Origin of the sequence: Corynebacterium lipophilum, assembly GCF_024102595.1 — a bacterium.
In the GTDB taxonomy this organism is placed as follows: Bacteria; Actinomycetota; Actinomycetes; order Mycobacteriales; family Mycobacteriaceae; genus Corynebacterium; species Corynebacterium pseudogenitalium.
The window spans coordinates 200,572-224,899 of the sequence record NZ_JAEUWV010000002.1 but is presented as its reverse complement, the minus strand read 5'-3'; the positions used below and the strand labels follow the sequence as shown (position 1 = coordinate 224,899).

Annotated in this window: 26 protein-coding genes; 16 read left to right on the top strand and 10 right to left on the bottom strand. The window is 61.0% G+C overall.

All coding sequences use genetic code 11. The features are described from left to right. The first annotated feature begins 19 nt into the window (after positions 1 to 19). From secE to rplA, 4 genes are all read left to right on the top strand, one after another. Positions 20 to 343: a preprotein translocase subunit SecE gene (gene secE / locus JMN37_RS02990; RefSeq protein ID WP_252930988.1), complete on the top strand. Its 324-nt coding sequence runs from the start codon at positions 20 to 22 to the stop codon at positions 341 to 343. Positions 344 to 424: 81 nt separating this feature from the next. Next, complete coding sequence (nusG, locus tag JMN37_RS02985) at positions 425 to 1,360, top strand: transcription termination/antitermination protein NusG (RefSeq protein WP_252930987.1); 936 nt, start codon at positions 425 to 427, stop codon at positions 1,358 to 1,360. Positions 1,361 to 1,526: 166 nt separating this feature from the next. Continuing rightward, positions 1,527 to 1,955: a 50S ribosomal protein L11 gene (rplK, locus tag JMN37_RS02980; protein ID WP_070363143.1), complete on the top strand. Its 429-nt coding sequence runs from the start codon at positions 1,527 to 1,529 to the stop codon at positions 1,953 to 1,955. 77 nt (positions 1,956 to 2,032) lie between these two features. Next, positions 2,033 to 2,743, top strand: coding sequence for a 50S ribosomal protein L1 (rplA, locus tag JMN37_RS02975; protein ID WP_070477499.1), 711 nt, complete (start codon positions 2,033 to 2,035; stop codon positions 2,741 to 2,743). A 73-nt stretch (positions 2,744 to 2,816) separates the two neighbouring features. Here the strand turns inward: rplA and JMN37_RS02970 are convergent, their stop codons facing one another. The 8 genes from JMN37_RS02970 to JMN37_RS02935 are packed head-to-tail and all read right to left on the bottom strand — an operon-like array spanning position 2,817 to position 9,582. Beyond that, positions 2,817 to 3,254: a PaaI family thioesterase gene (locus JMN37_RS02970; protein ID WP_070363141.1), complete on the bottom strand. Its 438-nt coding sequence runs from the start codon at positions 3,252 to 3,254 to the stop codon at positions 2,817 to 2,819. Further along, positions 3,255 to 3,578, bottom strand: a complete 324-nt coding sequence (locus JMN37_RS02965; protein WP_070363140.1) for a hypothetical protein — start codon at positions 3,576 to 3,578, stop codon at positions 3,255 to 3,257. A gap of 13 nt (positions 3,579 to 3,591) precedes the next feature. Beyond that, positions 3,592 to 5,250, bottom strand: a complete 1,659-nt coding sequence (locus JMN37_RS02960; protein ID WP_070363139.1) for an acyl-CoA synthetase — start codon at positions 5,248 to 5,250, stop codon at positions 3,592 to 3,594. Next, positions 5,244 to 6,065 carry an SDR family NAD(P)-dependent oxidoreductase gene (locus JMN37_RS02955; RefSeq protein WP_070477503.1) on the bottom strand — a complete coding sequence of 274 codons (822 nt, stop codon included), beginning with the start codon at positions 6,063 to 6,065 and terminating at the stop codon, positions 5,244 to 5,246. Before JMN37_RS02955 ends, JMN37_RS02960 begins: the two co-directional genes overlap by 7 nt. 8 nt (positions 6,066 to 6,073) lie before the next feature. After that, positions 6,074 to 6,658, bottom strand: a complete 585-nt coding sequence (locus tag JMN37_RS02950; RefSeq protein ID WP_070363137.1) for an aromatic-ring-hydroxylating dioxygenase subunit beta — start codon at positions 6,656 to 6,658, stop codon at positions 6,074 to 6,076. A gap of 21 nt (positions 6,659 to 6,679) precedes the next feature. After that, positions 6,680 to 7,888, bottom strand: a complete 1,209-nt coding sequence (locus JMN37_RS02945; RefSeq protein ID WP_070477507.1) for an NAD(P)/FAD-dependent oxidoreductase — start codon at positions 7,886 to 7,888, stop codon at positions 6,680 to 6,682. Further along, a complete protein-coding gene (locus JMN37_RS02940) occupies positions 7,885 to 8,235 on the bottom strand; it encodes a non-heme iron oxygenase ferredoxin subunit (protein ID WP_070363135.1) in 351 nt (116 codons plus the stop codon). Before JMN37_RS02940 ends, JMN37_RS02945 begins: the two co-directional genes overlap by 4 nt. 33 nt (positions 8,236 to 8,268) lie before the next feature. Further along, a complete protein-coding gene (locus tag JMN37_RS02935) occupies positions 8,269 to 9,582 on the bottom strand; it encodes an aromatic ring-hydroxylating dioxygenase subunit alpha (protein ID WP_071572804.1) in 1,314 nt (437 codons plus the stop codon). A gap of 285 nt (positions 9,583 to 9,867) precedes the next feature. Between JMN37_RS02935 and JMN37_RS02930 the strand changes: the two genes are divergently transcribed. From JMN37_RS02930 to dmpG, 4 genes are read left to right on the top strand one after another with little or no spacing between them, the layout of a single operon-like run. Then, a complete protein-coding gene (locus JMN37_RS02930; protein WP_071572803.1) occupies positions 9,868 to 10,797 on the top strand; it encodes a 3-carboxyethylcatechol 2,3-dioxygenase in 930 nt (309 codons plus the stop codon). Between the two features lie 13 nt (positions 10,798 to 10,810). After that, the gene (locus JMN37_RS02925) at positions 10,811 to 11,596 is read left to right on the top strand and encodes a 2-keto-4-pentenoate hydratase (RefSeq protein WP_252930986.1); all 786 of its coding nucleotides are present in this window, start codon (positions 10,811 to 10,813) and stop codon (positions 11,594 to 11,596) included. A 15-nt stretch (positions 11,597 to 11,611) separates the two neighbouring features. Next, positions 11,612 to 12,541, top strand: a complete 930-nt coding sequence (locus JMN37_RS02920; RefSeq protein WP_071572801.1) for an acetaldehyde dehydrogenase (acetylating) — start codon at positions 11,612 to 11,614, stop codon at positions 12,539 to 12,541. A gap of 1 nt (position 12,542) precedes the next feature. After that, positions 12,543 to 13,592, top strand: a complete 1,050-nt coding sequence (gene dmpG, locus JMN37_RS02915) for a 4-hydroxy-2-oxovalerate aldolase (RefSeq protein WP_070477510.1) — start codon at positions 12,543 to 12,545, stop codon at positions 13,590 to 13,592. A 23-nt stretch (positions 13,593 to 13,615) separates the two neighbouring features. Here dmpG and JMN37_RS02910 read toward each other — a convergent pair whose 3' ends face one another. Beyond that, the gene (locus JMN37_RS02910) at positions 13,616 to 14,380 is read right to left on the bottom strand and encodes an IclR family transcriptional regulator (RefSeq protein ID WP_071572800.1); all 765 of its coding nucleotides are present in this window, start codon (positions 14,378 to 14,380) and stop codon (positions 13,616 to 13,618) included. 87 nt (positions 14,381 to 14,467) lie between these two features. Here JMN37_RS02910 and JMN37_RS02905 point away from each other — a divergent pair, with 87 nt between their 5' ends. Beyond that, complete coding sequence (locus tag JMN37_RS02905; RefSeq protein ID WP_252930985.1) at positions 14,468 to 15,322, top strand: alpha/beta fold hydrolase; 855 nt, start codon at positions 14,468 to 14,470, stop codon at positions 15,320 to 15,322. 49 nt (positions 15,323 to 15,371) lie between these two features. Here the strand turns inward: JMN37_RS02905 and JMN37_RS02900 are convergent, their stop codons facing one another. Next, positions 15,372 to 16,448 carry an HNH endonuclease signature motif containing protein gene (locus JMN37_RS02900; RefSeq protein WP_070477514.1) on the bottom strand — a complete coding sequence of 359 codons (1,077 nt, stop codon included), beginning with the start codon at positions 16,446 to 16,448 and terminating at the stop codon, positions 15,372 to 15,374. A gap of 146 nt (positions 16,449 to 16,594) precedes the next feature. On the opposite strand from JMN37_RS02900, the gene JMN37_RS02895 reads away from it, so the two are divergent. The 7 genes from JMN37_RS02895 to rplJ all read left to right on the top strand — a co-directional run bounded on the left by JMN37_RS02895 (position 16,595) and on the right by rplJ (position 24,302). After that, positions 16,595 to 17,512, top strand: a complete 918-nt coding sequence (locus JMN37_RS02895; RefSeq protein ID WP_071572799.1) for a TIGR03773 family transporter-associated surface protein — start codon at positions 16,595 to 16,597, stop codon at positions 17,510 to 17,512. Further along, positions 17,509 to 19,050: an anchored repeat ABC transporter, substrate-binding protein gene (locus tag JMN37_RS02890; protein ID WP_252930984.1), complete on the top strand. Its 1,542-nt coding sequence runs from the start codon at positions 17,509 to 17,511 to the stop codon at positions 19,048 to 19,050. The genes JMN37_RS02895 and JMN37_RS02890 overlap by 4 nt, the downstream gene beginning before the upstream one ends. A 7-nt stretch (positions 19,051 to 19,057) precedes the next feature. Further along, positions 19,058 to 19,951, top strand: coding sequence for a choice-of-anchor M domain-containing protein (locus JMN37_RS02885; RefSeq protein WP_071572798.1), 894 nt, complete (start codon positions 19,058 to 19,060; stop codon positions 19,949 to 19,951). Further along, on the top strand, positions 19,948 to 20,721 hold the full coding sequence (locus JMN37_RS02880) for an anchored repeat-type ABC transporter ATP-binding subunit (RefSeq protein WP_071572797.1): 774 nt from the start codon (positions 19,948 to 19,950) through the stop codon (positions 20,719 to 20,721). The genes JMN37_RS02885 and JMN37_RS02880 overlap by 4 nt, the downstream gene beginning before the upstream one ends. Beyond that, entirely contained in the window at positions 20,714 to 21,556 is an 843-nt protein-coding gene (locus JMN37_RS02875) for an anchored repeat-type ABC transporter permease subunit (RefSeq protein WP_071572796.1), read from the top strand. The genes JMN37_RS02880 and JMN37_RS02875 overlap by 8 nt, the downstream gene beginning before the upstream one ends. Then, positions 21,553 to 23,562: a choice-of-anchor M domain-containing protein gene (locus JMN37_RS02870; RefSeq protein WP_071572795.1), complete on the top strand. Its 2,010-nt coding sequence runs from the start codon at positions 21,553 to 21,555 to the stop codon at positions 23,560 to 23,562. Before JMN37_RS02875 ends, JMN37_RS02870 begins: the two co-directional genes overlap by 4 nt. A gap of 218 nt (positions 23,563 to 23,780) precedes the next feature. Next, the gene (gene rplJ / locus JMN37_RS02865; RefSeq protein WP_070363122.1) at positions 23,781 to 24,302 is read left to right on the top strand and encodes a 50S ribosomal protein L10; all 522 of its coding nucleotides are present in this window, start codon (positions 23,781 to 23,783) and stop codon (positions 24,300 to 24,302) included. Positions 24,303 to 24,328: the final 26 nt, after the last annotated feature.

Below are 24,328 nucleotides of genomic sequence, written 5' to 3'. Positions count from 1 at the left end.
TTTAGTTAGAGGAGTTCTTTTGACTAATCCGCAAGAACACAACCCAGCACAGCCCACCGGCAAGCGCCAGCTGCGCGGGGTTTCCTCTGTTTCATCCGCTTCCTACGAAGAGAAGCACGCGCCCGCCAAGCAGGAAGAGGACCGCGAAGAGTCCCTCGGCGGCGGCCCAGGCGCCTTCCCGGGCGAAGTCGTCCAGGAAATGCGTAAAGTCATCTGGCCAACCGGAAACCAGATGCTCAACTACACCCTCGTCGTGTTCGCATTCCTCATCGTGCTCACCGCACTCGTATGGGGAACCGACCGCCTCGGCACCATGTTGATGCAATGGGTGTTCATCCGCTAACATGAACAACAAGTGATTGTCCCGCCACCTCAACCTCGAGGTAAGGCGGGATTAGTTTTTGCCACACCAAGGAGAAACACCATGACCACCGAGCCGGAAAACCTGGAAAACCTGGAAAACGCCGACATCGAAGCAACTGAGCAGGAAACCGAACTGCAAGCCGAAGAGGAAATGGTCGCCGAAGGCGGCGCCGTCACCGAGGCCACCGATCCGGAGATAGAAGATGCCACTGTAGAGGCAGACGAGGCCGTTGAGGCCGTCGAGGAGCCGGTGCAGGAGGGCGACCTCACCGCGGCCGAGTCGCCGCTCGCTGAGGGCGCTGAGGGCGCCGAGGTTTCGCAGGCTTCGGGTGCTTCGGAGGCTGACGATGACTCCGAGTACCGCGCGCGCCTGCGCAAGTACGTCCGCGAGCTGAAGAAGCTGCCAGGCGAGTGGTACATCATCCAGTCCTACTCTGGCTATGAGAACAAAGTGAAGACCAACCTCGACATGCGTATCCAGACGCTCGAGGTGGAGGACTCCATTTACGACGTCGTCGTGCCGATCGAGCAGGCCATCGAGAACAAGGACGGCAAAAAGAAGCTTGTAAAGCGCAAGCTCCTGCCAGGCTACGTCCTCGTCCGCATGGACATGAACGACGCCGCCTGGTCCGTAGTGCGCGAGACGCCGGGCGTGACCAGCTTCGTCGGTAACGAGGGCAACGCAACCCCGGTCAAGCACCGTGACGTAGCCAAGTTCCTCATGCCGAAGACGGAGCCAGTCACCGGCGAAGACTCCAAGCCGAACGCCGAGGGCGAAACCGTCGTCGCGATGCCGGAGGAAGCGGCGCCGAAGAAGATCGACCACGACTACAAGGTCGGCGAGGCCGTCACCATCCTGTCCGGTGCGCTGGCGTCCGTATCCGCCACGATTTCGGAGATCGACGAGGAGACCGGCAAGATCCAGGCACTCGTGTCCATCTTTGGCCGTGAAACCCCTGTCGAGCTCACCGCCGACCAGATCGAACGCATCATGTAACCGTTTGCGTTTGCACCCCGCGGGGGCGTAAAGTTGAACGTCGCGTGTGCCGTAAGGCCCGCGACGTTTTTTCGTTCTCCCCGGTGGCTCCGTCAAGCGGGGCATCCGGAAGTGTTCCTGCCGTCATCGTGGCGGGCGCACTGTACCAAGGAATTGAGGTAATTCGATGGCTAAGAAGAAGGTCACTGGCCTGATCAAACTGCAGATCGAGGCTGGCATGGCAAACCCGGCCCCGCCGGTTGGTCCTGCGCTGGGTGCACACGGCGTCAACATCGTTGAGTTCACCAAGGCATACAACGCTGCAACCGAGTCCATGCGCGGCAACATCATCCCGGTTGAGATCACCGTGTATGAAGACCGCTCCTTTGACTTCATCCTGAAGTCCCCACCAGCTGCATCCCTGCTGTTGAAGGCAGCTGGTCTGAAGAAGGGCTCCGGCGTCCCGCACACCCAGAAGGTTGGCTCTGTCACCTGGGATCAGTGCAAGGAAATCGCCGAGACCAAGAAGAAGGATCTCAACGCCCGCGACATCGAGGCTGGCGCCGCGATCATCGCTGGTACCGCCCGCTCGATGGGCATCACGGTCGAGAAGTAATTCTCACCGTCTGTGGGAGCGCCGGCCAGGCGCGTACCACATTTCCTGACAACACCATTTTCTGAAAGGAAATCAACATGGCTAAGAAGTCCAAGCGCTACAACGAGACGCTGGCAAAGGTCGACCGCGACGCGTTCTACCACCCGCTCGACGCCGTCAAGCTGGCACAGGAGACCTCCTCCAAGAACTACGACGCCACCATCGACGTCGCAATGCGTCTGTCCGTCGACCCTCGCAAGGCTGACCAGCTGGTCCGCGGCACTGTCAACCTGCCACACGGCACCGGTAAGACCGTCCGCGTCGCTGTGTTCGCAGAGGGCGAGAACGCAACCAAGGCTGAGGCTGCAGGCGCTGACATCGTCGGAACCGACGCACTGATCGAGCAGATCAACGCCGGCAACATCGACTTCGACGTCGCAATCGCGACCCCGGACCAGATGGCGAAGGTTGGCCGCGTTGCTCGCGTCCTGGGCCCACGTGGCCTCATGCCGAACCCGAAGACCGGCACCGTCACCACCGACGTCGCGAAGGCGATCGAGGAGACCAAGGGCGGCAAGATCGCGTTCCGCGTGGACAAGGCTTCGAACCTGCACGCGCTGATCGGTAAGGCTTCCTTCACCGCTGAGCAGCTCGCCGAGAACTACGGCGCTCTGCTCGACGAGGTGCTGCGCCTCAAGCCGGCATCTGCGAAGGGCGTGTACTTGAAGAAGGTCACCGTCTCCGCAACGCAGGGCCCTGGCGTCCCAGTGGACACCAACGTTGTGAAGAACTTCGCTAAGAAGGCGTAAGCTTCGGCGTTTTACTACGCAAAACACCCCAGTCGATTCGTCGACTGGGGTGTTTTCTACTCTTGCGTCTTGGTTACTGTTTGGGGCGCGGCACCGAGTAGGTGAAGGTGAACTTCGACAGAATGGCGCCTGTGACCTCCGAGTGTGTCTCCACGTCCGCAACGATGATGGTGCGACCCGCCCTCACGATGGAGGCGGTAGCGATTGCGTCACCCTCCTTGGTGTTGGACACCACGTTGCCAGCTACCGAGACAGCGAGCGGGAATACGCCTTCTGGTACCTGCTGCATCGCCAGCCAGGTGCCGCACAAGTCGGCTTGGCCGAACAGCGCCGGGGCAGAGAACATGCCGGCCGGCTGGGCGATTGCCTTGTGCAGCGGCATACCGAGCTTGACCTGGTCCTTGTTGCCGTCGATGGCGTAAACGCGCAAGGTTTGTGCCACGTCTTGGACGCCGCCGTCCTCGCGGTAGAAGTGCGCCCAGCGCTTCTGGAACTCGTTAAGTTCGGCCATTTATTTCAACTCCAGTCCGTCGATATCCATGGATTGGTTGGTGACCCAGTCGGGTTCAGCAACCAGGAGGGAGAACTCTTGGCCATCACGCTGGGTGACGTCCAAGACGTACCGCAGCCCGGCCTCCTCCGCAGCGATGACGCCGTCGGTGTCGCCGACAGGCACAGGCACAATGACGCGCCGGCACTCCGGCTGCTGTTTGAACACCTCAGCCACGGTCTCTTTGATTTCCGCGGTAGTCCCGAGGTCCACCACGGTGTCCGTGGTGCCGTACGGGTACGTGTGCTTCAGCGGCGATTTGGTGATGTTGCGGTAGTCGAGCATCGTTTCCGCCTCCTTACTTCTGTGCGTCGGGCTGATTTTGCGATGATACGACGGACTGGCTGGCAGTCTCGGGATTCTCGCCGAACATCGCGCGCACTTCCTGGCGTAGCTGGATCTTGTTGATCTTGCCTGCCGGGTTGCGTGGGATTTCATCCACGTGCACAACGCGGGTTGGCAGCTTGTAACGTGCCAGGTAGTTCGCGCAGTGGTCGCGGACTTCTTCCAAGGTGAGTTCCTTGCCGTCCTTGACCTGCAGGACGGCGACGACGGCTTCACCCCAGCGCTCGTCGGGGATACCGATGACGGAGTTAGCCAGGATGTCGTCGTGTTCGGCGAGGACGCGCTCCACCTCGGCGGGGTAGACGTTCTCTCCGCCGGAAATGATCAGGTCCTTGAGGCGGTCGACGATGAAGAAGTATCCGTCCTCGTCGAAGTAGCCAATGTCACCGGAGTGGAACCAGCCACCGGTGTACGCCTTCTGGGTTGCTTCAGGGTTGTTCCAGTAGCCGACGGCCACGTTTGGGCCCTTCACCCACATCTCGCCGGGAACGCCTGGTTCCTTGATGTGCTGCCCGGTTTCGGTGTCCATCAGTTTGACTTCGGTGTGCGCCATGGGGATGCCGCAGGAGCCGAGCTTTTCCATGGTCCTGGCCGGTGGGAGGTAGGTGGCAAATGGGGAGGTCTCGGTGAGGCCCCACGCCTGCTGGACGACGGAGTCCTTCTGTTCCCAGTACGTGCGGATCAGCCGTGGTGGCACCGGGGCGCCTGCGCAGATGATGACGCGGAGGCTAGAAAGGTCGGAGTCAGCGAACTCGTCGTGCTGTGCCATTGCCTCGAGCTGTGCCGGCACGAGGAACGCCGAACCGATCTTGTACTGGGCGACGTCCTTGAAGATGCGGGCTGGGTCGAAGGTACGGTGCACCACAACCGAGTTGCCGCGGCCGAAGGCGCGCACCGCGAAGGAGTTCAGCGCGCCGACGTGGAACAGCGGGGCGGACGCGAGCGTCGCGTCGCCGATGCGGCTGTCGATCGCTGTGTCCACGTTGATCTGGTTCCACCACAGGTTGCCGAACGTGATCTGGGCGCCCTTCGGCAGGCCAGTCGTGCCGGATGTGAACAGCAGCAGCGCCAAGTCAGACATGGTGCGTGGCGTCGGCTTTTCCACAGCCACGGTTTCGTACTCGGAGCTTTGCGAGGTCCGCGACCAGTACAGCGGGATATCGCTCTCTGGTGGGGCGGCTTCGTCGTCATCGACAACGAGGACATGGTGGCGCTCCACGCCGTAGATGCGCTTTGCCTCGTCGAGGAACGTGCCCTCCACGATGATGCTGTTCGGGCTGCCCATCGCCAGCAGCTGCGAGACTTCGCCCGCAGCCAGGCGGAAGTTCACAGGCATGAACACTGCGCCGATCCACCAGGACGCAAACATGCCATACATGAAGGAGCTGGAGTTCATACCGAAGTAAGCGACGCGATCGCCCGGATTCACGCCAGCTTCCTTCAGCTGTGCCGCCCAGCGGACTACGGTGTCACGGAACTCACCGTAATTGATTTCTTGGCCTTCGTAGGCCATCGCCAAGCGTTCTGGCTGCCAGTCAGCATGGCGCTGTACTTGGAAGCAAGGGCTGACGTCGAGAGTGTTTGCGTCGTGCTCAACACCGCGAATTAACATAGGTTGTCGCCTCCGGCAGTCTTAGCGAAACCGCGAGCCGCGATTCCGCCATCAATCTTGATCACTTCGCCGGTGATGTTCGCGCCGTCTTTCCTGGACGCCAACAGCACGTACGGCCCGGTGAATGCATAGGGGTCAGTAGAAATGTCGTGGAGTGGTAGGTATGGGTTGCCGCCGTCGCCGCGCTTGTCCATGATGTCGGAGAACTTCCGGTCATCCAGGCCAGCGGACGCGGGGCCGGATAGGTTCGTGCGCATGCCGCCAACGCCGACACCGTTGACACGGATCTTCGGGGCGAGCTCGTACGCCAGCTCAAGCATCATGCCTTCGGCACCGTGCTTGCTTGCGGTGTAGACCGGCCCGCCGCCGGCCGCGTAGGTCGATGCGTTGGACAGCGTGAAGATCAGCGAACCGTTCGACGCTAGCAAGTGACGCCACGTAGCTTCCGCGGTGAGCAGGTAGCCCTTGAGGTTGACGTTCATGACGTCGTCAAAAATGGCGCTCATCTCTTCGCCGTTGAGACGGGTGATGGAACGGTTGTAGTCCCAGATGCCAGCGTTTGCGATGACGGTGTCCAGGGATCCGAACTCCGCCACGGCAGCGTCGACGGCTTTGTGTAGCGAGTGTGTGTCGGTCACGTCCGCCTCGAGCGGCAGGACGTGCTCGCGGCCGATCTCGTCGGCGACGCTTTCGCATCGCTCGAGCGAGATGTCCACAACTGCTACGCGCGCACCTTCTTCAACGAAGCGCTTCGCCAGCGCTGCCCCAAGTCCGGAGCCACCACCAGTAATAAGTACGTGTTGTCCTTGTAGCATGTCGGCCCTTAGAAGAAGGTAGAGATGTTCTTGGAGTTCAGAACGTTGATGTCGAGCAGGATGCGGCGGTCAAAGACCTTCCACTTCGGGCCGTCCTCACCGTCCTTCGCGGGGCGAAGCAGGTCGGTGCGGGTGCCCACAAACTGGTCCTGCTCGCGCTCGAGGCGAGTGCGCCAGACGTAGAAGTTGGTGCGGACCTCGAGCGCCTCGACGGCGTCGGCGCCTTCACCGACGGTGACGTGCCGTGCGATCAGGTTCGTGATCAGGTGGCGCGTACGCGACGGCGGGTCTTCAGCCCACGCCATGCCGGAGTCGAAGCGGCGGATGCGCCACGCTAGCGAGTCGTAGGTTTCGTCGTAGAAGGCCGGGCCGTCCTCGTCCGAAATGGAGAGGGCCTGCTCGCGGCGGAGGCGGTTCGTGCGGGTTGGTGCCCAGTAGAAGAGGTCTTCGTCGAAGTGGGTCAGCCAGTCGACGTAGCGTCCCTCATCGAGGAGGGCGGCTTCGTCGTAGTACATGTTTTGGAGATCGAAGTAGGTGGTTTGGTCCACTCGCTCCCCGGGAGTCACGTCGTCGCGACGTAGAAAGTCAGTCACGAGTCCATTCCTTTCTTGTAGCTATCGAGCAAGTTTCTTCAGAGGAATCGATGCGTCAGCCAGCTTGTCCTTATCGACGGCAATACCGCGGTCGATGATGCGACGTGCCGCACGAACAGCCATCGAATCTTCGATTGCTGCCGCGCCAACCAGGGCGCCGTTCTCGTCGAGGCGCAACGCGACGGCCGGGCGACCCTCCGCGTCATTGCGGATGATGGTTTCGCCAGGGATAGTCATGTCGCCGGTGCCCTCAACGTGGATGCCGTAGCGGTCGGACCAGAACCAGGACGCGGAAAGTTTCGGAGACGGGCCGTCGATAATTGAGGCGGCGGCTGTCTTTGCTTCCTGGATTGCGGAGTCCCAGTGCTCGTGGCGGCGAAGTAGCGTGCCATCCTCGAGGCGGGTGCGGGCGCAGTCGCCCACAGCCCAGATGGAGGAGTTCGACGTGCGCTGCTGCTCATCCACCAGGATGCCGTTATCGGTCTCCAGGCCAGCGGATTCCGCGAGGACCGTCTCCGGGATGATGCCGATGCACAGCAACACAGCGTCAACCGTGACGGCGTCGTGGCCGTCGAGGCCGATGTGGAACCTGCCGTCAGACTCCTCGATGCTGGAGGTCATCGCGTTGATGAACTCCACGCCGTTTTCCGCGTGCATGTCGTGGAGGCGCTGCGCCAGCTCAGGACCGACAGCAGGGACCAGGGATACCGGCGCAGGGTCGATGAGTACCACGTCCGCGCCCAGCTTGCGTGCAGAGGACGCGACCTCTGCACCAACAAGGCCAGCGCCAATGATGCCAAGCTTCTTGCCTGGGCCGATCAGCGAGCGCAGCTTATCCGCGTCCTCAGTAGTGCGCAGCACCACGACGTTGTCGCTATCGAAGCCCGGCGCACTGCCGCGACGAGCAGTACCACCAGTGGCGATCACGAGGTTGTCGTACGCAACCTCCTCACCGCCCTCCAGCACCAGCTTCTTCGATTGCGCCTCAACGCGCTCAACGGTGGCTTGCTTCAGCACAATGCTGTTTTCCTCGAGCCACTCCGCCGGGCGGAACTCAATCTCAGCGCGCGTCTTCTCGTTGGTCAGGTAGTCCTTGGACAGCGGTGGGCGGTCGTACGGAACACCAAGCGGATCAATGATCGTGATCTCGCCGGTGTAACCGTTCCTGCGCAGCTCATCAGCGACGGTAAAGCCGCCGATTCCGCCGCCTACGATCGTCGTGCTGCTCACTTGTCGGCTCCTTCAGCAGGCACGCCTGGGTAGAGCCAGACTTCTTCGCCACGCAGCTCAACCTTGTGCGTGTTGGTGTCCTCGGTCGCTGGCATGCACTGCACCGCGCCAGTCTTCATGCAGAACTGGCTGGAGTGCACCGGGCACTCAACCATTGTGCCGTCGACCCAGCCGTCAGACAGGTGAGCGATTTCGTGGGTACAAATATCGTCGAGGGCGTACACCTCATCGTCTTCGGTGCGGAAGAGTGCAATCGGCTTGTCGTATCCCGACATTTCCTCCGTGACCAGGAAGCCTTCCTCCTGCTCGAGATCGTCCAGGTCAGCAACTTTTACTGGTTCAGCCATGGTAATTCGGTTCCTTTCGAGGGTGTGTTTGGTTTACTTCTCGTGCCAAGCTGGGGTCGACATCAGTTCGCGCCAACGGCGGTACAGCGCACGACCAGCAGCGTCTGAATACAGTTCGGATGTAGTGCCGGGGAATCCTTCACGTTCGCCGACCGTGGCCATACCCATCTGGTAGTTCAGCGGGGTGTTGCCAACCATGAAGCCATGCGCGATGGACTGGCACTCAGACCAGTTCTCGCCGTCGTCCTGCTCGAAGATGCCCGACGGGCCAAAAGTGCGCAGGTTGTACAGGCGCTGCGCGCGAGCCACATCCTCCGGCATCGAACGGTCCAGGACAGTCCACGCCCAAACTTCCATCTTGTTTGGGCCCTTCGGATGCCAGACGCGGATCGAGCCATTGACCGGAAGGTAGGAGAAGTTCGGGAACACGGTTGCGTGGCCGTTCGTCATCGGGCCCATCACCTGCTCAGGGGAGAGGCGCTCGCGCAGGAAGTCGTAGTCGTAGTACTCGTGGACCGGCTGGGCGTCGAAACGGTTCTTCGGGTGGACTGGGAAGCCCGCGCCGTTGCCGTGGTCGTCGTGGTACTGCACACCGGTGCGCTCCGCGATCTCCTTCTTCGGGCCCTTGCCCGACGGGGACATCACCATCAGCGCAGAGGCATGCGACATGTTGACGTGGTACCAGTCAGTAGCGAACTGCTCCGCTGCCAACTTCCAGTTGCCGTCGAGCACCCACTTAGTGACGCCACCAACGACGTAGGTGCCTTCAGAGTCTCGGTCCATGAATGCGTCGATGTACCAGCGCATATCACCAAGCGCATCCTCGAGCGGTTCGGCGTTCTCGTCCCAGTTCGCGAAGATGAGGCCCTTGTAGGACTCCACGCGTGGCACCGTGACCAGCGGCCAGTCGTCCTGGGAGAAGTTCTCGTCGTACTGCTCCTTGCCAGGAAGGTTGACGAGGTTACCGTCGAGGTCGTACGCCCAGCCGTGGTACGTACAGGTAAACATCTTCGTGCGGCCCTGGTCGGCGCGGCACACGCGGGCACCGCGGTGACGGCAGCTGTTGAGCAGCACGCGGATTTCGCGCTTCTTGTTCATCGTCGCGATGACCGGGTCTTCGCCCATGTACGTCTGGAAGAAATCGCCCGGCTTCTGGAACTGCGACTCGTGGGCGATAAACAGCCAGGAACGGGCAAAAATACGCGACATTTCCTGCTTGTAGACGGCCTCGTCCGTAAAGACTCGACGATCTACCAGGCCACCTTCAGGGTCGACCATGCCACTGACGTCGATGCACTGATCCAATTCTGCCGGCCGCTGTAAGCCGGACTTTGGTGGCGTTGCCATAGGTAACTCCTTCGCACCTAGTGATAGAAAGCACAATTACTTCTGAAGCGTTCTTTGCTTCACACAATTCTTAAGCTACATGGGGGCAGTTATGTTCGCGCATGTGTTCCGGTGAATAGAACAGAATCTGTGGAACGGGGGTAGGGAGCGAGGGTAGTCCAGACATTCTTGCTTTTGAGTATGTGGTTTAGTGTTCCAAAACCCGGAACAAGGGCGCGGAGTGTGATGTGCTACTTCTACAGTCAGATGTGACAGCTGATAAACCCAGCCCCGAAGGAGGCCACCATGAGCGTAAAACTTATTGCGCTGTCCCACAGCCCGCTGCTCGGCATCAACGAGCCAAAACCAGAGGTGAACGAGGTACTGCAAGACGCATTCGCAAAAGCCCGCAAAGCCGCGGAAGAATATGACCCAGATCTGGTCATCGTCTTCACGCCGGACCACTTCAACGGGTTCTTCTACACCCTGATGCCCCCGTTCTGTGTAGGCCTACAAGCAGAATCGATGGGTGACTACCTCACCACGCCTGGCCCATTCGACGTGCCCGAGTCAGCCGCAGAAGAGCTCGCGCAATTCGTTATCGACCAGGACGTCGACACGGCAATCTCCCGCCAGATGGTTCTCGACCACGGCGGCGCACAGCCTGTCGAGCTGCTCTTCGGCTCCCTGACCGCCAAGCCAGTCATCCCGATCTTCGTCAACGGAGTCGCCCGACCGTTCACCGCGATGCAGCGCATCCGTGTGATGGGGGAGGCCGTCGGCAAGTGGGCGAAGGCCCAGGATAAGAAGGTGCTGATGGTTGCCTCCGGTGGCCTGTCCCACGACCCGCCGCTTCCACGCTGGGCATCCGCAACCGACGCGCAGAAGCACTTCATGCTCCACGGCCACCCGGACCAGGCCGACCGCGACGCTCGTGAAGCTCGCGTCATCGCCGCCGGCAAAGAAGGTGCCGCAAATGCAGGAATCATCGACATCAACCCAGAGTGGGACGAAAAGTTCATGGCGGACTGCATCTCCGGCGAATCGACGCGATTCGACGCCTACGACGCCGACACCATGGACGACGAAGCCGGTCACTCCTCGCACGAGGTGCGTACCTGGGTTGCGGCGTTTTCCGCGCTGACCGCCGCCAACGGTGGAGTCAACGCGGAGTTCACGTTCTACCGCCCAATCCCAGAGTTCGTCGCAGGCTTCGGCCTGGTCATCGCATCATAGGAGAGACAGATAGATGAGTAGCCGTGAGGACTCCCTGCGTACCATCGCAAACGACCTGCTCGCCGCGTACCCGTCCCGCGAGCCGATCGCGCCACCGCGCACCGTCGTCGCCGACCTTGACATCGCCGACGCCTACGCAATCCAACAGATCCAGGAAAAAGACTTCGTTGCCCGCGGACACAAAGTTATCGGGCGCAAGGTTGGCCTGACCTCACTCGCAATGCAGCAGCAGCTGGGGGTCGATAGCCCAGACTTCGGGTTCTTTACCGACGCCGACCTCTACGAAGTCGGTACCGACATTGCAGTCGACCGCTTCATCTCCCCGAAGGTCGAACCGGAACTCGCGTTCGTGCTCGGGAAGGACCTTGAACCGGGCGCGACACTCGAAGAGGCCCGCAAGGCTGTCAAGTCCGCGCACCTTGCAGTCGAAATCATCGACTCACGAGTCCGTGACTGGGACATCCGCCTTGTCGACACCATCGCCGACAACGCTTCGTTCGGCGCCATCGTGTGGGACCCGACCCCGCTCGATCTCGACCTGGAGGAAGCTGCAACAGTCCACGCGACGATGACGCTCGACGGCGAAGTTGTCGGAGAGGGCGTCGGCAAGGATGTGATGGGCGACCCGCTGCTCCCGCTGCCGTGGCTCGCAGGCATTCTCGACGAGCAAGGCACCGCCCTGCGCGCCGGTGACATCGTGCTTACCGGTAGCTTCTGCGGCGCAGTCGCTTTCAAAGCAGGCCAACACCTCGCAGTATCCTACGGCCCATACGGGGCCATCGACGTCCGGTTTAAATAGGTTTGGAGCACCACAATGCAAAAGAAAATGACAGCAGCCATCGTCGGATCGGGCAACATCGGCTCCGACCTGATGATGAAGCTTTTGAACAACGAATCCAACATTGATCTGCGCTACATGGTCGGCGTCGATCCAGAATCGGAAGGCCTCAAGCGTGCGCGCGAAAACGGCATCGAGGCCTCCCACGAAGGCGTCGACTGGCTCCTGCAACAGGATCCGCTTCCAGACCTCGTCTTTGAAGCAACCTCGGCGGGCGCACACGCAGCAAACGCACCGCGCTACCGCGAAGCAGGCATCCGCGCCATCGACCTCACCCCGGCGGCCGTCGGCCCATTCTTCTGCCCATCGGTCAACCTGGATGAGCTCGAAACCGTCGACAATGTGAACATGATTACCTGTGGCGGTCAGGCCACCACCCCGATTGTCGCGGCAGTATCTCGCATCGTAGACGTCGAATACGCGGAGATCGTTGCGTCGATCTCCTCGAAGTCCGCGGGTCCCGGCACCCGCGCTAACGTCGACGAGTTCCTCGAAACCACTGCCGCCGCCCTCGAACAACTCGCTGGCGCGAAACACGCAAAAGCCATCATCATCCTCAACCCCGTCGAGCCACCAATGATGATGCGCAACACCGTCTACTGTGCCCTACCTCCAGAAGCCGCGGCTCCTGGCGAACTGCAAGACCAGATCGCCGCGTCCATCAAAGAAATGGCAGCGAAGGTGCAGCAGTACGTACCGGGCTACCGCCTCACCGCGGATCCACAGTTCGAAGAAGCCCGCGACGACTGGAACGGACTCGGTCGTGTTTCCGTCCTCATCGAAGTAGAAGGGGCAGGCGACTTCTTGCCGGACTACGCCGGCAACCTCGACATCATCACATCGGCAGCAATTGCCACCGCAAACAAGTACGCCGAGCTCGTGTCGGCGCAGAAGCAAGGAGCATAGTATGAACACGGTTGCGAGCGATGTCATCGATGGCATCCCGACACACAAAATCCGCCTCAACGACACGACCCTGCGTGACGGATCCCACGCCGTACGCCACCAGTACACCAAAGACCAGGTGAAAAAGATCGCCCGTGCGCTTGACGACGCCGGCGTCGAAATGATCGAGGTCACTCACGGCGACGGGCTTGGCGGGTCTTCCTTCAACTACGGCTTCTCCCACACCCGCGACATCGAACTCATCGAAGCCGCAGTCGAAGAAGTCAAGAATGCGAAGATTGCCGCACTGATGCTTCCAGGCCTGGGTACCGTAAAGGACCTCAAAGAAGCAAAGAGTGCGGGCGCATCCATCGTGCGCGTTGCCACTCACTGCACCGAGGCAGATATTTCGATCCAGCACTTCCAGGCAGCACGGGAGCTTGGTTTTGAGACCGGTGGCTTCCTGATGCTTTCACACCGCATCCCACCAGCAGAGCTTGCGAAGCAGGCCCGCATCATGGTCGATGCCGGCTGTCAGTGCGTCTTCGTGGTCGACTCCGCCGGCTACCTGGTGATGAACCAGGCCGCGGACCGCGTCAAGGCAGTCGTTGAAGAGATTGGCGACGACGCACAGGTCGGCTTCCACGGACACCAGAACCTCGGTTTCGGGGTTGCAAACTCGTTGCTCGCTGTAGTCAATGGTGCTCGCCAAATTGACGGCACCCTGTATGGGCTTGGTGCTGGCGCCGGTAACGCACCGATCGAGGTGTTAGCCACGGTGTTCAACCGCACCGGCATTGACATCGGCAATGTTGATCAAGCCAAGCTTCGTGACGCCGCTGAAGACATCCTGAAGCCAATGGTCGAGCGTCTCCCAATGATGGACCGTGGCTCCATCGTCCAGGGTGAGTTTGGCGTTTACAACTCCTTCTTGCTCCACGCGCAGCGCGCCGCGGAACGCTATGGTGTGCCTGCAGCGACCATCTTGGAAGAAGTCGGTCGCCGTGGTTACGTCGGTGGTCAGGAAGACATGATTATCGACGTCGCAATCGACCTGGCAAAGCAGAAGTAGCGAAGTAGAGCGCGTATGCGGGTTTATCCCGCGTGCTTCGCTCTCCACGCACGAGTCCCGGATCCACAAATCTTTTTGAGGACCGGGATTACTGTTTTGGGCTGAAAGTCTTCTGCGGGAAAGGAAACGCTCATCGCGGCAATCGGTACGCCCTCGGTGCCGAAAATCGGGCAGGCGACGCAGCATAGACCTTCCGAAATTTCCTCAAGGTCGTAGGCGATACCTTCATCGCGGATCTTTTTCAACGTTTCACGCAGCTCATCCGGGTCTGAGATCGTGTGCGGAGTCCATGGTGCGAGCCCCTCACGGATGATGCGCTCGGTAAGCGTTTCGTCGTACGCCATAATTGCTTTGCCAATGCCAGTCGCGTAAGCGGGAATGAGGCCGCCAATGCGTGACGGCGCTGTCACACCACGGACGGAAAAGAGCTTGTTCGCGTAACGAACGTTCGTCCCTTCAACATGTCCAAGGTGGACGGTGTGTCGAGTGCGCTCAAAAAGCGCTGCCAAAAAAGGTGTGAGCAACTCTGATACCTGCGCGGTTTGCTCGGAATACACCTCCGGTGTTGACGCCATTCCGAGCGCCGGGTTGAGCCGATAGAGCTCGTTCGCTTTGAGGACGGCATCATTTTCCACCAGCTTGTTAAGAAGGCGGTGCGTCGTCGACTTTGGAAGATCGACGCGCCGGGCTAACTCTGAAACGCCAACCCCGTTGACGTCCTCGCTCTTGAACGCTTTCAGAATGCCGAACGCCTTGTCGATGGAGTTTGGTTTTCCGTCTTGAACCATAGGATCAGTGTAACCGGATAGTGTCTATCGTGTGCCACGGACTGGAACACTCCGGCGTGTGCGTGGGTTCGTCGCTATGTTGGCTGTATGACTGGAATTTCCATTCCTGATTACAAGACTGACGAATTCTTCGGGCTCGAGGACAAGTGGCTGGAGACGGCACCCGGCGAGCTCACTCACTACCACGATCTCGGCGAGGGCGAACCAGTACTGTTCCTCCACGGCTCCGGCACGGGCGTGACTGCAGCCGCGAACTGGTGGCTGAACCTTCCGACCATCTCCGAGAACGCACGATGCATCGCGATCGACTCCATTGGTTACGGCCAGACCGTCGTAGCTGAGGGCACCAAGTACGGTATCCGCGAGTGGGTTGAGCACGCAATCCGTGTGCTGGATGCCCTGGGAATTGAAAAGACCTGGATTGTTGGTAACTCGCTCGGTGGCTGGGTTGGCTTCCAGATGATCATCGACCACCCGGAGCGTGTGAAGGGCATCATCTCCATGGGCACCGGTGGGGCGAAGTTGACCGGCGCGCTGAAGGGTCATTCGAACCCGAAGCTGACCGAAGAAGGTATCCGCAACACGCTCGAGCAGTTCGTGGTGGATAAGTCGCTGATCACCGATGAGCTCGTGTCGCTGCGCTACCAGTCCGCGCTGAACGATACGGCGTCTGATCGCCTACAGGAGGTTGTGCAGGCGCGTGACCGTGACCGTACCGAGCTTCCACTCGACTTCGACGTGCTGTCGAAGGTCGAGATCCCGGTTCTGCTAGTGCACGGCATGCAAGACGTCGTGATTACGCCGCAGCGCACGTGGGACCTGGTGAACACAATTCCGTCCGCTGACGCTCACCTTTTCGCACAGTGTGGCCACTGGTCGCAGGTTGAGAAGGCTGATGAGTTCAATGAGGTCATCGTGAACTGGATGAAGCGTCAGTTCTAGTCAGCAGCTTTTCGACGCCCACTTCGGCCCCGTCGTGGTGGGCGTTTTGCTATGTGTACAACATTTTCATCGCACCAGGTCGGTGGACTGGGTTTGGGGCGGAGTAGCCGCGTGGTGAGTGCCAGAGCGGTTGTGCGTCCACAATTTCGATGCGACCTCGGCGTGCTCGTTGGGGGTCGTCGTCGTTGACGCGATTGTGGTAGCGGCACAATGGCGACAGGTTGTTGATGTTCGTTTCCCCGCCGTGTTGCCATGCAGTGATGTGGTGGATTTCGCAGGCGTCGGCTGCATGGCGGCATCCAGGCACTGGGCAGCCGGGGGTAACGGCGCGGGCCAGAGCGCGCTGCTTGTCATTTGCGAGGCGTTGTGTCCGGTAGAGGTTGACTGCCCCGTGCTGTGGGTGGAAGACGGCGGCTTCGAGCTCGTTCTCGGTGGTGGCGACGTGGCTGTTTAGGTATTCGGCGCCTGTCATGGTGGTGCCATCGGTCAGGGTGAGGGTGGTCTCGTCGCCGTGGCCGCGCTGTATTTGGATCCACTGGGGGAGTGGAATGAGCAAGAGAGGTCGGGGGACTGCGTGGGGGACGGAACGGCCGTCGCCACGTATGATGTCGAGGAATCTGCGCAGCATGTGTTTCGTGGGTGGCGTCTTGGGGTCCATGTCTTGGGTGAGGGCGTGTTCAAGGTCGGCGAGGTCGCGCTCGTTGGTGGTGAGCGTCATGGTGCGGCGCCCATTGCGGGAAGGCGAAAATGTGAGGCGGTCGTTTTGGTGCTTGGTGTTGTTCGGAAGAAGTGCTTTTGCGCGTTCGCTGAGCTTTTTGTATGTGCCCTTGGTATCGAGGAGTACGAGGCGCAGTTTGGTGCGTGTTCGCGCGGACTTGATGGGGCGTAAGCGCCGTTCGATCATAGCGAGTTGGTCGAGTGAGAAGCCGTAGCGTCGAGCCTTTTCGGTAGCGAGTCGCTGTTTTTGTCGGGATTTTGTGGGCCCGAAGTAGATGTCGTGGAGCTGGCGCCAGGCGCGGGCTCGTGTTGGATCGACGCCTGCTTCGATGGCGGCTTCGTAATCGAAGCCGTCCAGTACGTCGAGTGCCTGCGTGGACATGGATTCTAGGAATGTCTTGAAGTTCATAACCTGAACATATGTGGTTGCAGAACGCCTGGGAAAGGCTTTTCACGCTACCTGTGGATAACTTCTTCTTGTGTGGCGTTTTCTGAAGTGCCCTGTGGATAACGTATGACTTGCATGCGAACGCTAATGAAAATAATGTTCATTAGGTGAAATTTTTTGTCATCAAGATTCTGCGAGCGCTCGCCGCGACATTACTGCTCCTTTCCATGTCGACGCCTGCTTTCGCGGCGGAATGCCACCCGACACTGCACCCGATGGTGAAAGACGACCGCACTGTTCCGGCCGAGTGGCGCGATCCCGCAGAACTCGTTTTTGGGCTGGGTGATTCAGCAAAGCAACAGCTCTCCAATCCAGTCGGGCCAATTCCGGCCGGTACCGCGTGGATGATCGGTGCAACTCAGCAAGCCGGTGTGCCATGGCTTGGAGCGAATACGCAGCATCCGTCGCTGCTTGAGCACACTTCTGGGGATGTGGCCTGGGAGATTACAAATTTTGATGGACCCGGTGCCATGTTTGTGTTCACACAGGGTGGGCTCGGTCAGGTCGTGGGCGAGGAGTGGTTCCGTGGCGTCGATGGGCAGGCGCAGGGCAGCCATACCATTCCTGCGAATTCACATGTGCATCCAAACTGGATGTTCAGTGCTCCGGGGACTTACACGGTGACAGTTCGTCAAAGCGCGACGACGAGTAATGGCGAGCCGGTGAGCGGGGAGGCGACGCTCACCTTTGACATTGGCGGCGCCGGTAACGCGAACGATGGTCACTTCGACTTTGGCTCCGTCTTTGACGAGGAGGGCGAGTGCGCGCAGCCAGTGGCGGCGAGCAACGCGAATCCAGCGCCTGATCAGGGAGAGACTCAGTTGCAATCACAAGATCACCAGCAGCAGGATGTTGCTCCCGCGCAACGCGGTGGGGCCCTTGCAGAAACGGGTACGACAGTGATGACGCTGCCGGTGGCTGTGCTCGGCTTGGGCGTGTTTGTCTTTGGTGCGGGTTGGTTGTGTTTGGATGCGTCGTTGCGCCGTCGTGTCGCCGCAGCGTGGGGTTTCGGTGGCCACCGGTGATCCAGTTTTTTCAACGAGCCGCTGTGCTGATGTGCGTGGCGCTGCTCGGGGCGTGTAGCGCACCGGAAGGGCAGTCGGTGGGAGAGGGGAAGGCGTCGGTGGTGGCGTCGACACCTATTTTGGCGGATGCGGTTCAAAACGTTGCAGGTGATGTGGCTGATGTGCACACGCTGATGGCTCGTGGGGTTGATCCACACAGCTACGAACCGAGCTTGCATGCCACACGCGACATCGCGTATGCGGATGCCATTTTTACCAACGGACTGTTGTTGGAGCCACAGTCTTTAACGAATACGATTGCGGCGACCGTGCGTGACACGACTCCGGTCGTGGCACTTGCGCAGGAGGCGCAACGGTACGGGTTTGCGCCGATTCCGCTTGTGGAGGACGCGAGCCTAGATGCGGTGTGGCTCGGGTTGCGGGTGGATACGGGCCAACAGCTCCCGACGACGGGAGTCGCGGACTTACACCTTGTAGATGTTGACGGCCCCGGTGCCACTTTTGCGTTCATCCTGGGAACCTTCGGCACCCCGGAGGTGGTGTTCAACTCTCACGACGGGCTGGATAGCCGTGACGTAAAGACCCTGCCGGTTGACGCGCATACTCACTTGAGCTGGGCATTTTCCAAGCCAGGCGTGTACAAGCTGACGTTTGAATCGCATATTCGCGATGCCGTCGGTGCACCTGAGCGCGCAAGTGCGGAGTCGACGGTGACGGTCGTTGTGGGGCAGGATCCCGCGCGGGTAACGCCGGGGTTGCACGCGGTGGAGAAGGGGCACGTCGACATTACAACAGAGCTTGATGGGCAAGGTGCGGCTCACCTCGTGCTCAACTCGGATGACGACGGCCGCATGGATCCAGTGAACGTAGCCGTCACAGTGCCGAATACAACCCTGCAGCCGATCCCTCCGGAGCGCCCCTTCCGATTCCTCGGTACACCGGGGGAGGAAACCTACCTGCTCCCGCAGGCGGTGCTGGGCAATCACGTGCATGGTGAGCTGGACCCGCATGTGTGGCACGACGTTCGGGCGATGAAAGCGATCGTTCAGGTAATCCGTGACGAGTTGGCTGCGGTGGATCCGCGCCACGCGGAAATCTACCAGGCAAACGCCCGCGACTACCTGCAAAAACTGGACGCAGCGGATGAAATGATGCACGAGTCTGTCTCCGCGGTTCCGGAGGAACAACGCAACCTGGTGACTACGCACCATGGATACGCCTACCTCGCGCGGGCATATGGAATGCGAGTTGCAGGTTTTGTCACGCCAAACCCCAGCGTGGAGCCGAGCCCGCGTGATGTCATCGCGTTCACCCGCACACTGGAGAATCTGCACGTGCCCGCGGTCTTCCTGGAACCACAGTTGGCGGGGCGCAGCACAGTGCTGACAGAAACCGCCGCCCGGCTTGGCATAGAGGTATGCCCAATCTGGGGCGACACATTGGATCCTCCGGGGTCTGGGCCAGCCGATACCTATATACACCTTGTGGAGGCGAATGCTGCGTCGATACGCAGGTGCCTCGGACGAAATGAGAAATGAGCGAACAATGAAACTTCGAATTACCCCACTGATGGTTGCTGCGATGATCGTGGCAACTCCTGCGATCGCGAATGCGCAGGCCGCCAACAACGATCCTGCGTTACAACAGGTGGTCAGCGCAGATGAGGCGATTGCGCCAGCCGGTGAGCACACAGTTATTGACGCCGGTCACGTCGACCTAGGCGCGACATTCAACGGGGATACCCTTGAATTTCTCGCTCGCGACGACACACAGCAACCGCCCGTATGGCGTCACCTCGACGACGTGGTGTTCCGCGTGACCGATGCCGCGAAGCAAACCCTCCCCGACGGCGACGACTTCGCCTTCACCGGCGCAAAGCCAGGTGCAGACGTCTGGGTGATCCCACAGACTGAGGTTGCCGGGGTGCCGTGGCTGGGGTGGAACACGCAGGCCGCGAGCCTGCTCGAACACTCCGGAAACGGCGTGAGCCTGGAGTTCGGCGGACACGAAGGGCCAGGCGAGTTCTCCCTGTTCCTGCAACCGGGCGGGTTCCACGCACCACAGTTGCTGTGGACGACTACTGAGCCGGGTGTGCAGCCAATGTGGGTGGAGCCGAACACGCATACCCACGCCAATTGGGTCTTCACCGAGCCGGGAGTGCACCTGGTCGGGGTGCGAGCAGTGGTGAAGGATGACGCTGGCACCGTTCACACGGACGACCAGTTGGTGCGCGTGGCTGTAGGCGACGGGACGGACGTAGCGGCGGCGCAGTCCGCGCAGTTCAACGGGCCGTGGCGCGAGGGTGCTGCGACGGAAGAACAGGCAGATAGCCAGAGCACGCTGAATGCGGGGCTGATCGCTGGTGGGGTGATCGGCGTGTTGGTGCTCGCGCTGGTGGCGCTTCTAGTGGCGCGTTCTCGGAAGGAGCGTCGCGCGTGAGCACGCAACCGCTTATAGAGGTGCGAGGCTTGCGCGCCGGGTACCCGGGTCGCCCGGTGTTTGAGGGAGTTGATCTTCTTGTGCCTGCCGGGCAGTTCGTCGCGCTGCTCGGTCCGAACGGGGCGGGGAAGACCACGCTGATGCGTGCAACGCTCGGCCTGATTCCCGGCACAGCCGGAACGGTGCGGGTAGGGGAGTGTACGGGCCACGCGGTGCGCAAAGTGGTGGGGTACGTCCCGCAGCGTCACGACGTCGCCTGGGATTTCCCGATCGATGTCGCGTCCGCTGTCATGAACGCCACGCTTGACCTGCGCCCGTGGTACGCGCGGCCTAAGGCGGAGCACCACGAAGCTGTGGCGGAAGCACTCGAAGCTGTGAACCTCCAAGACCTGGCACACCGGCCGATCGCGGCGCTTTCCGGAGGGCAGCGCCAACGCGTATTGGTGGCGCGCGCCCTGGTGCGTCGTCCAGGCGCGCTGTTCCTCGACGAGCCGTTCACCGGCCTCGATATCCCGTCTACTGAGCAGCTGCTAGCGCTGTTTCGTCAGCTGGCTTCCCGCGGAATCGCGATCGTGATGTCCACGCACAACATCGTGGAGGCTGTTGACTCTTGTGATCGCCTCCTGCTGTTCCGCGGTGGCATCGTCGCGGACGGGGCTCCCGCTGATCTTGACGACGCCCGCCCCTGGATGGACACGTTCGGCGTCGGCCCGGATTCGCCATGGCTGGCGGCGCTGCAAACACATGTGAAAGAGGTATCCCGTGCTTGAGATCGGGTTTCTGCAATTCTTGGCTGACGTGGCCAACCCGCACCTGGCGTTCTTGCCGCGCGCGTTGACGGCGGCAGTGTTGGCGTCCGTGTTGTGCGCGGTCGTTGGGTGTTTTGTGGTGCTGCGCGGTATGGCGTTTATCGGGGATGCGGTGGCACACGCCGTGTTTCCGGGTGTTGCGTTGGCGTTCGCGCTGCAGGTGTCGGTGCTGCTCGGTGGGGCCGTTGCCGGGTTGATCGTGGCGGTGTTGATTGCAGTGCTATCGCAACGGCGTGCGCTGAAAGAAGACGCGGTGATTGGCATTGTGTTTGCGGCCGCGTTCGCGCTTGGCCTGGTGATTATTTCGCGCGTTGAGGGCTACACAGCGTCGCTGAGTTCGTTCTTGTTTGGTTCGCTGACAGGTGTGAGTGAGCGCGACCTTATAGTCAGTGCTGCGACGTGTGCTGTCATTGTGTCGCTGGTGGTGGTGTTACGGCCGTGGCTGACCGCGGTGGCGCTCGACCGAGAGACGGCGCGCGCGATGAACGTGCGCGTCGCGCTCCTGGACTTGGTGTTGTACCTGTGTGTGACGGCCGCGGTGGTGGTTTCGGTGCAGACGATCGGCAACATTCTGGTGTTGGCACTGTTGGTTACCCCGGCGTCCGCCGCGCGACTGTTTACAGACAACCTGGAGACCATGATGATCCTCGCCGCGCTGATTGGCGTGGTAGGCAGCGTGGTTGGTGTATGGCTGGCGTGGTCGTTTGACTCGCCGACCGGCGCAACGATTGTACTGTGTGTGACTGCCATCTTCGGTGCGAGTTGGCTCTTCGCTAGGAAAGGGGTGCGGGCATGATCCGCAGACTCATCCTTGTGGTTGCGCTGATCGCGTTTACTGTCACCCCGGCGCACGCGACCACGCCTGCCGGGCATCAGCCCGGTGACCCTGGGCATGGCGTCGTCCTCCCGGAGGACCTTGACCACCCATGCGCTGGCCGTAAGTTGCTGTACCACTCCCACAACGACGCCCTCTACGGCACTCGGTTCGACGGCCAGCTGTCCATTGGTGCGGTTGACGGTCAGCAGGTCACCGACCAGCGCGACGTCTGCTTCCGTCTGCCTCTCGACGCTGACGCCGACGGCAATGACGTCTCCCGCCTCACCATCCCGGATGATGGCTCCCTCGATTTTCTGGGCGCTCCGGGCAGTCAGGTGTGGCTCGCGCCCCAGCACGCGGATTTCACCGATGATTGGCGCCCCATCTGGTCCGGCATCGGTGCATTTGACCCGGCGCACGAGCTGCCGGGTGCTGTGCCGAGCAACTTCAAAGACGACATGATGTACTTCGACCTGCTGGGCATCGATGGTCCGGGTGATGTGCAGATCTTCTTTAAGAACGCCGCCTCGCCGGCTGAGCGCCTCTTCAATAGCGCTGACGAACAGATGCGCACCGTCGAGTATGAGGTTGGCGCGCACGGCCATTTCAACTGGACGTTTACGAAGCCCGGCGTTTATAAGCTGCGTTGGCAGGGTCGCGCCGAGCTGACCAACGGTGAGACTGAGTACACCGGCTGGACCGACCAGTACTGGCTGGTTGGCACCGACGCGGACGTCGGTTTGCCGGAGGGCACCACGACGGGACTTCGCACCCCCGCACTATCGACGCCCACTCCATCACCGACGCAACCGCCAACACCAACACCAACAACACCAGTGACAACCGCGGCACCGGCACCCGCATCCGCTGCGAAGCACTGCGACGCGCTGCGCACCCGCCCGGAGGTGTTCATCGCGAACGGGCATATGGACATGGGGCCCGTCGATACGGGGGAGGCCGCGCTCATCGACGACCGCGACCCCAACAACCCCGCGCGGCACACCAGCGGCACCTTCCTCTTCGAGGTTCCCGACCGCGCCCGCCAGGACATCCCTGCGACGCTGCGCGACACGTTCCCCACCCGCCCCGAGCGCATGTGGGTGTTGCCGCAGTCGCAGAAGGCGGACCTGCCATGGCTCGGGTTCTCGACAACCCACCACCCAGCCCCCGCCACCGTCCGCATTACTGCTGTCGCCGGACCCGGCCGTATGTACACCTGGCACGAGGGTCTGCAGGGCGCGAAGCTCGAGCTGGACTCCGGCGACAAGTCCCGCACGCTGAGCTACCCGGCGAACGCCCATGACCACCAGGCATTCGGATTCACCGAGCCTGGGCTTTACGCCGTGACTTTCGCGTTTGACTCCGCGGAGCTCGTTGCGGTCTTCGCGGTCGGCGACGCCGCCATCGCGACGGCCCGCGAACAGCACGCGAGCGGGTATCGTGAGCTGGACTCGTGCGGCTCCAATGCAGCGACCAGCGACACGTGGATGGGTGCATTGGCGAAGGGGATCCGCTCAATCGACGAGGAGTTGAGCAAGTTCGGCCAGAAGCTACGGCCAGTAGCAACGACTGCGCCGTCAAAGCCAGTGCCACCGCGCACTGTAATAAATACTGTGCGTGCGACGGAAGCGAAGGCCGCGACCAAGCAGGCGCCACCAAAGCAGACGACGGCGCAGAAACCGGCGCAGAAGTCCACAACAACGTCGGCACCAAAGCGGCAGGCGGTAAAGCCGACGGGGGCGAAGCCGACGTCGACAAGAAGGGCGATCCCGGACGCTCCGATACAGGCTGGTGGCGGTGGCATCGTCTCATCTTTCGACCAGGGAGCAGCGCAGGAGGAACCCGCGACGGGCGTGGCTGCCAGCGGTTTCTGGGGCGGGCTCATCCTCGGTGTTGGCTTGATGGCGCTGCTGGGAGGCATTGCGTTGTTCGTGGTGGCGGTGCGGATGTTGCGCGGAGTTGCGCGCACGCAGGAAGACGTGTAGGGTTCCACAACGAAGTTTGAACGGGTAATACCCGAGCTCAAGTTTCACCGAAGACCGTCGGTCGCCCTTCGGGGCCGAAGGTACCCCTCTCCAGGGGTCGACCCACGCAGGAGGAACGTGGCCTACCTTTCTAATGGTGCCTCGTGCTTCTGCACGGGGCACTTTTTGTGTCCCGGGCGGATTGAAGGACATGAAGTTATTGGAAGGAGGCGTGTGTAATGGCAAATCCGAAGAATGAGCGCGAGCTTGCTGTGTTGAAGGAGAAGTTTGACGCTGCTAGCTCCATCGTGCTGACGGAGTACCGTGGCCTGACCGTTGGTCAGCTGCAGACTCTTCGTGGCGATCTCGGCTTCGATGTCGAATACCACGTCGCCAAGAACACCCTCATCAAGATCGCTGCGAACGAGCACGGCATCGAGGGTCTCGACGAGCTTCTGACCGGCCCGACCGCTATCGCTTTCATTAAGGGCGAGGCTGTCGACGCTGCTAAGGTCATGAAGAAGTTCTCCAAGGATCACGACGCGTTCGTGATCAAGGGTGGCTACATGGATGGCGCTGCCATCGACGCCGCTCAGGTTGATGCCATCGCTGAGATGGACAACCGCGAGACCACGCTTGCAAAGCTCGCTGGCGCATTCCAGGGTTCTTTGGCAAAGGCTGCTGGGCTGTTCGAGGCTCCGGCATCCAAGACGGCTCGCCTTGTCGCTGCGCTGCAGGACAAGCAGAACGACGCCGCATAACACACTTACAAACTTGGGCTAACCGC

What these genes read in the sequence shown, in the direction of transcription:
- nusG (WP_252930987.1), top strand. Translation starts at nt 425, where the DNA reads ATGACCACCGAGCCGGAAAACCTGGAAAACCTGGAAAACGCCGACATC.
- rplK (WP_070363143.1), top strand. Translation starts at nt 1,527, where the DNA reads ATGGCTAAGAAGAAGGTCACTGGCCTGATCAAACTGCAGATCGAGGCT.
- rplA (WP_070477499.1), top strand. Translation starts at nt 2,033, where the DNA reads ATGGCTAAGAAGTCCAAGCGCTACAACGAGACGCTGGCAAAGGTCGAC.
- JMN37_RS02970 (WP_070363141.1), bottom strand. Translation starts at nt 3,254, where the DNA reads ATGGCCGAACTTAACGAGTTCCAGAAGCGCTGGGCGCACTTCTACCGC.
- JMN37_RS02965 (WP_070363140.1), bottom strand. Translation starts at nt 3,578, where the DNA reads ATGCTCGACTACCGCAACATCACCAAATCGCCGCTGAAGCACACGTAC.
- JMN37_RS02960 (WP_070363139.1), bottom strand. Translation starts at nt 5,250, where the DNA reads ATGTTAATTCGCGGTGTTGAGCACGACGCAAACACTCTCGACGTCAGC.
- JMN37_RS02955 (WP_070477503.1), bottom strand. Translation starts at nt 6,065, where the DNA reads ATGCTACAAGGACAACACGTACTTATTACTGGTGGTGGCTCCGGACTT.
- JMN37_RS02940 (WP_070363135.1), bottom strand. Translation starts at nt 8,235, where the DNA reads ATGGCTGAACCAGTAAAAGTTGCTGACCTGGACGATCTCGAGCAGGAG.
- JMN37_RS02935 (WP_071572804.1), bottom strand. Translation starts at nt 9,582, where the DNA reads ATGGCAACGCCACCAAAGTCCGGCTTACAGCGGCCGGCAGAATTGGAT.
- JMN37_RS02930 (WP_071572803.1), top strand. Translation starts at nt 9,868, where the DNA reads ATGAGCGTAAAACTTATTGCGCTGTCCCACAGCCCGCTGCTCGGCATC.
- JMN37_RS02925 (WP_252930986.1), top strand. Translation starts at nt 10,811, where the DNA reads ATGAGTAGCCGTGAGGACTCCCTGCGTACCATCGCAAACGACCTGCTC.
- JMN37_RS02920 (WP_071572801.1), top strand. Translation starts at nt 11,612, where the DNA reads ATGCAAAAGAAAATGACAGCAGCCATCGTCGGATCGGGCAACATCGGC.
- dmpG (WP_070477510.1), top strand. Translation starts at nt 12,543, where the DNA reads ATGAACACGGTTGCGAGCGATGTCATCGATGGCATCCCGACACACAAA.
- JMN37_RS02910 (WP_071572800.1), bottom strand. Translation starts at nt 14,380, where the DNA reads ATGGTTCAAGACGGAAAACCAAACTCCATCGACAAGGCGTTCGGCATT.
- JMN37_RS02905 (WP_252930985.1), top strand. Translation starts at nt 14,468, where the DNA reads ATGACTGGAATTTCCATTCCTGATTACAAGACTGACGAATTCTTCGGG.
- JMN37_RS02900 (WP_070477514.1), bottom strand. Translation starts at nt 16,448, where the DNA reads ATGAACTTCAAGACATTCCTAGAATCCATGTCCACGCAGGCACTCGAC.
- JMN37_RS02885 (WP_071572798.1), top strand. Translation starts at nt 19,058, where the DNA reads ATGAAACTTCGAATTACCCCACTGATGGTTGCTGCGATGATCGTGGCA.
- JMN37_RS02870 (WP_071572795.1), top strand. Translation starts at nt 21,553, where the DNA reads ATGATCCGCAGACTCATCCTTGTGGTTGCGCTGATCGCGTTTACTGTC.
- rplJ (WP_070363122.1), top strand. Translation starts at nt 23,781, where the DNA reads ATGGCAAATCCGAAGAATGAGCGCGAGCTTGCTGTGTTGAAGGAGAAG.